Origin of the sequence: Pseudomonas fuscovaginae SE-1 (assembly GCF_000364705.1) — a bacterium.
Classification (GTDB): domain Bacteria; phylum Pseudomonadota; class Gammaproteobacteria; order Pseudomonadales; family Pseudomonadaceae; genus Aquipseudomonas; species Aquipseudomonas fuscovaginae_A.
This window is the reverse complement of sequence record NZ_AQOH01000019.1, coordinates 19,483-27,251: the sequence shown is the minus strand read 5'-3', so window position 1 is coordinate 27,251 and position 7,769 is coordinate 19,483. Positions and strand designations below refer to the sequence as shown.

Here is a 7,769-nt window from a genome sequence, read left to right as displayed (position 1 = left end):
GCGGCGGTGCGGCGTCCCGACAAGCCCGCTCGCCACAGGGGGCTGTGGTGTGTCCGATACTTCAGTGCTGCTGGCGCAAGGCTCTGCACCAACACGCTCACCCTGCAACTCCTGCTAAAAGAGGCTGTCGGAACCATACCGCCCGGCCCTGCGATTAGGCCCATCCCCCTATCCGTGTTTAAATTGAATGCTCGTTCAAGTTAAACCGGCAGCTCGCTGCCCGCTCACAACAGGAGGCTTGCCTTTGCTGAGTCCGAAATATCCAGCCATGCTCCACCCCTTCGAGGTACCCGCCACATGAGTACCTCCACGACCGCACCCAGCGGCCTGATCCGCATGAACCCGCCCGTTTTCTACTTCGCCGCCACCTTCATCCTGCTGTTCGGCCTGGTGGTCATCAGCCAGCCCGAAGCCGCCGGCCAATGGCTGCTCGCCGCGCAGAACTGGGCAGCCAACACGGTCGGCTGGTATTACCTGCTGGCGATGACCCTGTACCTGGTCTTCGTGGTGGTCACCGCCTTGTCCGGCTACGGCCGGATCAAGCTCGGTGCCGACCACGACGAACCCGAGTTCAGCTACCTGTCCTGGGCCGGCATGCTATTCGCCGCCGGGATCAGCATCACCCTGTTCTTCTTCTGCGTCTCCGAGCCGCTGACCCACATGCTCCAGCCACCCCAGGGTGAAGCCGGGACACCAGCGGCAGCACGCCAGGCGATGCAGATCCTGTTCCTGCACTGGGGCCTGCACGGCTGGGGCGTGTTCGCCTTCGTCGGCATGGCCCTGGCCTACTTCGCCTACCGGCACAATCTGCCGCTGGCCCTGCGCTCGGCGCTCTACCCGCTGATCGGCAAGCGCATCAACGGCCCCATCGGCTACGCGGTGGACGGCTTCGGCATCATCGCCACGGTGTTCGGCCTCGGCGCCGACATGGGCTTCGGCGTGCTGCACCTCAACTCGGGGCTGGACTACCTGTTCGGCATGCCGCACACCCAGTGGATCCAGGTCGGGCTGATCGTGCTGATGATGGGCGCGGCCATCGCCGTCGCGGTGGCCGGCGTCGACAAGGGCGTGCGGGTGATGTCCGACATCAACATGCTGCTGGCCTGCGCGCTGCTGCTGTTCGTGCTGTTCGCCGGCCCCACGCAGCACCTGCTCAACACCCTGATCCAGAACCTCGGCGACTACCTCGGGGCGCTGCCGACCAAGAGCTTCGACCTCTACGCCTACGACAAGCCCAGCGACTGGCTCGGCGGCTGGACCGTGTTCTACTGGGCCTGGTGGATTGCCTGGGCGCCCTTCGTGGGCCTGTTCATCGCGCGGATTTCCCGCGGCCGGACCATTCGCGAGTTCGTCTTCGGCGTGCTGCTGATCCCGCTGGGTTTCACCCTGGCGTGGATGTCGATCTTCGGCAACAGCGCCATCGAGCAGGTGCTCAACCACGGCATGAGCGCCCTCGGCCAGTCGGCCCTCGACGACCCGTCGCGCACCCTGTACCTGTTGCTGGAAACCTACCCATGGAGCCGCACGGTGATCGCGGTCACGGTGTTCATCAGCTTCGTGTTCTTCGTCACCTCGGCCGACTCCGGCACCGTGGTGCTGTCGACGCTCTCCGCCCGAGGCGGCAATGCCGACGAGGACGGGCCGAAATGGCTGCGGGTGTTCTGGGGCGCGATGACCGCGCTGATCACCAGCGCGCTGCTGTTCTCCGGCAGCATCGACGCGCTGAAGTCGGCGGTGGTGCTGACCTCGCTGCCGTTCTCGCTGATCCTGCTGTCGATGATGTGGGGGCTGCACAAGGCGTTCTACCTCGAGTCGCAAAAGCGCATCGCCCAGTTGCACTCACTGGCGCCGGTCTCGCAGGCACGTCGCGGCCGCGGTGGCTGGCGCCAGCGCCTGAGCCAGGCGGTGCACTTCCCGTCACGGGACGAGGTGTACCGCTTCCTCGACCAGACCGTGCGCCCGGCGATCGAGGAGGTCACCGCCGTATTCGTCGAGAAAGGCCTGAACGTGCTCACCCAGCCCGACCCGGCCAACGACAGCGTCAGCCTGGAGATCGGTCATGGCGACCTGCACCCATTCGTCTACCAGGTGCAGATGCGCGGCTACTTCACGCCCTCCTTCGCCCTCGGCGGACTGGGCTCGCGAGACCTGCGCAACCGCCGCTACTACCGCGCCGAGGTACACCTGAGCGAGGGCAGCCAGGACTATGACCTGATGGGCTACAGCAAGGAGCAGATCATCAACGACATCCTCGACCAGTACGAACGGCACATGCAGTTCCTGCACCTGGTGCGTTGATCACATAAGGACCCGGTACGCCCTCTAACGGCGGGGGCTGTCCAACCTGTGGGAGCCGGACTTATCCGCGAAGACAATGGTGAAGCCACTAAAAAGCTTCGCGGATAAATCCGGCTCCCACGGTTGCGGCGTTCGCCGCCCTTCCTGCGGGTAGTCCAGAGATCTGTGCCTGCCTCAGGAATCAGACCAACCCACCATTGGCCCGCAGCACCTGCCCGTTGACCCAGCCCGCCGCCGGGCCGACCAGGAACGACACCACCTCGGCAATATCCTCCGGCTGGCCCAGGCGCTCCAGTGGCGGCATGCGGGCGAAGGTCTGGATCTGTTCCTCGCTCTTGCCCTGCAGGAACAGTTCGGTCGCCACCGGCCCCGGCGCCACCGCGTTGACGGTGATCCGCCGGCCGCGCAGCTCCTTGGCGAACACCTGGGTCAGGGACTCCACAGCCGCCTTGCTGGCGATGTACACCGCATAGCCCGGCAGGTTCAGCCCCACGGTGCTGCTGGAGAAGTTGACGATGCGTCCGTCGTCGTTCATCCGCCTGGCCGCCTCGCGCAGGGTGTTGAAGGTACCGCGGGTGTTGATGGCGAAGGTCTGCTCGTACAACTCGTCACTGTGCTCGGCCAGCGGCAACACCTTGAGGATCCCGGCATTGTTGACCAGTACATCGACCCTGCCCAGTTGCAGCTCGGTCTCGTCGAACATCCGTGCGACATCGGCGGCGTTGGCCACGTCAGCCTTGATCGCTATGGCCTGGTGGCCGGCCTGGCGCAGTTCCACCACCAGCGCCGAAGCCTCGTTGGCGCTGCTCGCATAGTTGATCGCCACCGCAAAGCCCTGCGCGGCCAACTGGCGGGCGATGACTGCGCCGATACCACGCGAGGCACCGGTGACGATGGCAACTTTTCGGGATTGCTGGGTCATGTCGAATCTCCTGGAATGTTCGTGGGGGTGAGGCCACTTTCACAGGTTTATCCAGGGCGATAAATGCGCGATAGTTGTCCTTACTGTTCAAGAATCACCAACAATCAAGCGCAGCGGAGCAGCCATGGACCAGGTCAGGGCGATGAAGGTTTTCGTGCGGGTCTACGAACGCAGCAGCTTCACCCTGGCCGCCGAAGACCTGAACCTGCCCCGCGCCACCCTGACCCACACCCTCAACCAGTTCGAGGCCTGGCTCGGTACCCGGCTGCTGGAGCGCAGCACCCGTCGCGTACGCCCGACCCTCGACGGCGAGGCCTACTACCCGCGCTGCGTGCAGCTGCTGGCGGAGCTGGAAGAGGCCGAGCTGGCCTTCCGCACGGTGGCGCCCAAGGGCCGCCTGCGGGTGGACCTGCAGGGCACCCTGGCACGCTATTTCGTGATTCCGGCGCTGCCGGCCTTCCTCGAACGCTACCCGGACATCGAGGTGTCCATCAGCGAGGCCAGCCACTTCATCGACCTGATCGCCGAAGGCGTCGACTGCGTGCTGCGCTCGGGCAACCTCGGCGACTCGTCGCTGATCGGCAGGCGCGTGGCCAACCTGCGCCAGGTGACCTGCGCCAGCCCGGCCTACCTGCGCAAGCACGGCGAGCCGCGCAGCCTCGATGACCTCGGCCGGCACCAGGGGGTGAACTATGTGTCCCGGGCGACCGGCAAGCTGTTCCCGTTCGAGTTCATCGAAAACGGCGAGCCACGGGAGGTCCCGCTGGCCGGCCGGGTCTCGGTGTTCGGTGCCGAGATCTACGCGGCGTCAGCAGTGGCCGGGCTCGGGCTGATCCAGGTGCCGCACTACCGGGTGGCGGAGCAGATCGACCAAGGCCTGCTGCGCGAAGTCCTGCCGGACCATCCGCCGCCGCCGATGCCGGTGTCGGTGCTCTACCCGCAGAACCGGCACATGTCGCCACGGGTGCGGGTGTTCGTCGACTGGATCAGCGAGCTGTTCGCCCACGCCACCTGACCTCCAGGATCAGGCACTCTCACGTTCGATCAGTTGGCAGGTCAGCAGGTTCAAGCGCTGCACGTCGTCCACCGGCAACACACCCAGGCTCTCCAGCACCCGTGTCGCGGCCAGCACGCCGATCTCCAGCGCCGGCGGCTTGATGGTACTCAGGCTCGGCAGGAGCATTTCGGCGAACGGGTAATCGCCGAAGCCCAGCACCGCACAGTCCTCGGGAATCCTCAGCCCGGCACGCTGCCCGGCCAGCAGGCCACCGGCCGCCAGGTTGTCATTGGCGAAGATGATCGCGTCGGGCCGGGTGGCGCCGCTCATCAGCGTCTGCATCGCCTGCTTGCCCGCCTCGAACGGCGCCAGGCCGGCCTGCGGGACGAACACCCAGGGTTCCAGCCCCAGCTCGCGAACCGTCGCCGCATAACCGTCACGCCGCTCCAGTGCACTGAAGTCTCCCGCGGCGCTGTTCTGCACAAAGGCGATCCGCCGATAACCCTTGCCGTGCAGGTAACGGGCGGCGCTGACCCCGACTTCATGATGGGAAAAACCGATCTGCAACGGCCCGCGCTGCGGCTGGTAGTCCCAGGTCTCGACCACCGGGATATCCGCCTCGGCGATCATCTTCTCGGTGCCCGCGCTGTGAAAACGACTGGTCAGCACCAGCGCCGCCGGCGACCAGCCGAGAAACGCCCGCACCGCGCTCTCCTCCTGCTCGGCCGAGAAATAGCTCGACGCCAGCAGCAACTGGTAGCCATGGCGATTGAGGGTGTCGCTGAAGCCCTGGATGGTGTTGGCGAAAATCGGCCCGGAGATGTTCGGGATCACCATCGCGACAATCCGCCCACGGGCGGACGCCAGCCCACCGGCCACCAGGTTCGGCACATAGCCCAACGCCTCCACCACCGCCGCGATCCGCTCGCGGCGCTCGGGCGAAACCTGCTCGGGGTTGTTGAAGTAGCGCGACACGGTGATCGCCGAGACCCCGGCCTCTTTGGCAACCGTGCTCAGGGTGACCCGTCCGGCCCCCCGGCGCTTGCGGCCTGGCGCTTTGTCAGCAGTCAAGATGCAGCCCTTCTTGAAAACCAAAAGGAATATAAAAGTAATTTTTCAGTATTTGACGGTCTATGTCGACCTTCCCGATACTGGCGATGTTAGCGCTAACAAAACGCTTTGTCTGCCTGCTACTCGCTCGAGCGAATGCCCCAAGACAAATCAGGCGCTGTCGACGCAGAGCGACGGCGGTTCAGGGTCATTTTTCGAGCGGGCACCACATGCACAACACATTCGGGGAGCAACACACACTGGCGCGGGCGATCCGTGCCGCCACGCCACGGCGTCCACACCTGGCCTGGCTGCTGGCCGGGCTGGCTGCCCTGCCGTCGCCGGCCGTCTTCGCCGCCGAGACCGGCACCGACCAGGAGCCGACGCTGAAAGCGGTCACGGTCACGGCCACCCGTCGCGAAGAATCGCTGCAGAAGGTCCCGGTGGCGGTCTCGGTGGTCGATGGCGAACAACTGGAGCGTGACAGCCGCAACGGCGTTGCCAGCATCGTCCAGCAGGTGCCGACACTGAACTTCCGCACCGGCGCCTCGAACAAGGACACCTCGCTGTTCGTCCGTGGCGTGGGCACCATCTCCACCTCGCCGGGGGTCGAGCCGACCGTCGCGACGGTGATCGACGGCGTGGTCTACAGCCGCCCCGGCCAGGCCACCCTCGACCTGCTCGACCTCGACCGCATCGAAGTGCTGCGCGGCCCGCAGGGCACGCTGTTCGGCAAGAACGCCTCGGCCGGCGTGCTGAACATCGTCACCAAGGCCCCCACCGCCGAAACCCATGGCTACATCGACCAGTCGTACTTCAGCGGCAACGAAAGCCGCACCCGTTTCGGCATCGGTGGCAGCCTGATTCCCGATACCCTCAAGGGCTCGCTGACCACTCTGTTCGGCAGCTACGACGGCAACGTCGACAACAAGGCCAACGGCCAGGAAGTCAACGGCTACAACCACAAGGGCGTGCGCGGCAAGCTGGAGTTCACCCCAAACGAAGACGTGACGTTCACCCTCGCCGCCGACTACATGCAGTCCCATGACGACGCGCCCAACGGCGTGGTCAGCAAATCCCTGAGCCCGGCCTTCACCAATGCGCTGAACCCGGTGCGACCGTCCTCCGACAACCGCGACATCAACGCCGACACGCGCAGCTACGTCGACGACATCAACAAGGGCGTGTCCGGCCAGCTGGACTGGAACCTCGGTGACTACACCCTGACCTCGATCACCGCCTGGCGTGGCTGGAGCAACCACCAGTACCAGGATGGCGACCGCCTCGGCACCGTCACCGCAGCCTTCCCCGGCACCGCCGACCGTGGCGCGCTGGACTTCAACCAGTACTCCCAGGAAATCCGCCTGGCCTCGCCCAAGGGCCAGTTCCTGGAGTACGTCGGTGGCCTGTTCTACCTGCACGGCAAGGACGAAGAGACCTACCAGCGCACCCTGACCACCACGACCAGCGTCAATCGCGGCGTCGCCGACTACAGCACCACCAACGACAGCTACGCGGTGTTCGGCGAGAGCACGCTGAACTTCACCCCGCGCTTTCGCGGTATCGCCGGCCTGCGCTACACCCACGACGACCTGTCCTACGATCACCGTCGAGTCTCCACCTCCGCCACCACCGTCAGCGGCATCCAGCCGGCCACCAGCAGCAAGGGCTCGGTGGACGAGGACGGCTGGTCCGGGCGCCTGGGCGTGCAGTACGACCTCAGCGACAGCGTCACCAGCTACCTGACCTACTCGCGCGGCTACAAGGGCCCGGCCTACAACGTGTTCTTCAACATGCAGCCACGGGACACCGACGCACTGAAGCCGGAGACCTCCAACACCTGGGAAGCCGGGATCAAGGCCACCAGCTGGAACAATCGCCTGACCACCAACCTGGCGGTGTTCCACAGCGACTACGACAACTACCAGGCGAACTTCTTCGACACCGTCGCCGGGCAAGTGGTGACGCGCCTGATCAACGCCGGCAGCGTCAGCACCGAAGGCGTCGAAGCCGACTACGCGCTGCAGGCCACCAACCACCTCAAGCTCTCCGGCGCCCTGGCCTACACCCGCGCGCGAATCGACGAATTCGCCTGCCCGCCGGGCGCGGCGGCCAGTTGCAACGTCAACGGCAAGCCGCTGCCGTTCAGCCCGGACTGGAAGAGCTACGTGCGCGCCGACTACAGCCTGCCGCTGAACAACGGCCTGGATCTGGAACTGGGCACCGACTTCAGTTGGCAGAGCGAAGTGCAGTACGACATCAGCCAGAACGTCGACACCAGGCAGGGCGCCTACGGCATCTGGAACGCCAGCATCGCCCTGGCCGACTACAACCAGGGCTGGCGCGTGGCACTGCTGGGCAAGAACCTCGCCGACAAGTCCTACTCGCCGTTGCTGGCCAGTGGCGGCAGCTACATCTACCGGGCCGTGCCACGGGATGACGAGCGCTATTTCGGCATCCAGGTGCGCAAGGATTTTTGAGCCGTTGCGTGCACAACACTCA

Annotated in this window: 5 protein-coding genes; 3 read left to right on the top strand and 2 right to left on the bottom strand. The window is 65.5% G+C overall.

Features of this window, described 5'->3' with window-relative positions; all coding sequences use genetic code 11:
* Window positions 1–336 precede the first annotated feature (336 nt).
* Window positions 337–2,298 carry a choline BCCT transporter BetT gene (betT, locus tag K675_RS0102805; protein ID WP_198291604.1) on the top strand — a complete coding sequence of 654 codons (1,962 nt, stop codon included), beginning with the start codon at window positions 337–339 and terminating at the stop codon, window positions 2,296–2,298.
* A 181-nt stretch (window positions 2,299–2,479) separates the two neighbouring features.
* On the opposite strand, the gene K675_RS0102800 is transcribed toward betT, so the two are convergent.
* Entirely contained in the window at window positions 2,480–3,220 is a 741-nt protein-coding gene (locus K675_RS0102800; protein ID WP_017901988.1) for an SDR family oxidoreductase, read from the bottom strand.
* Window positions 3,221–3,344: 124 nt separating this feature from the next.
* Between K675_RS0102800 and K675_RS0102795 the strand changes: the two genes are divergently transcribed.
* Window positions 3,345–4,235 (top strand): LysR family transcriptional regulator, encoded by an 891-nt coding sequence (locus K675_RS0102795; RefSeq protein WP_017901987.1) that lies wholly within the window; start codon window positions 3,345–3,347, stop codon window positions 4,233–4,235.
* A 9-nt stretch (window positions 4,236–4,244) separates the two neighbouring features.
* Here the strand turns inward: K675_RS0102795 and K675_RS0102790 are convergent, their stop codons facing one another.
* Window positions 4,245–5,288 carry a LacI family DNA-binding transcriptional regulator gene (locus tag K675_RS0102790; RefSeq protein WP_026144865.1) on the bottom strand — a complete coding sequence of 348 codons (1,044 nt, stop codon included), beginning with the start codon at window positions 5,286–5,288 and terminating at the stop codon, window positions 4,245–4,247.
* Window positions 5,289–5,497: 209 nt separating this feature from the next.
* Here K675_RS0102790 and K675_RS0102785 point away from each other — a divergent pair, with 209 nt between their 5' ends.
* Window positions 5,498–7,747 carry a TonB-dependent receptor gene (locus K675_RS0102785; protein WP_017901985.1) on the top strand — a complete coding sequence of 750 codons (2,250 nt, stop codon included), beginning with the start codon at window positions 5,498–5,500 and terminating at the stop codon, window positions 7,745–7,747.
* Window positions 7,748–7,769: the final 22 nt, after the last annotated feature.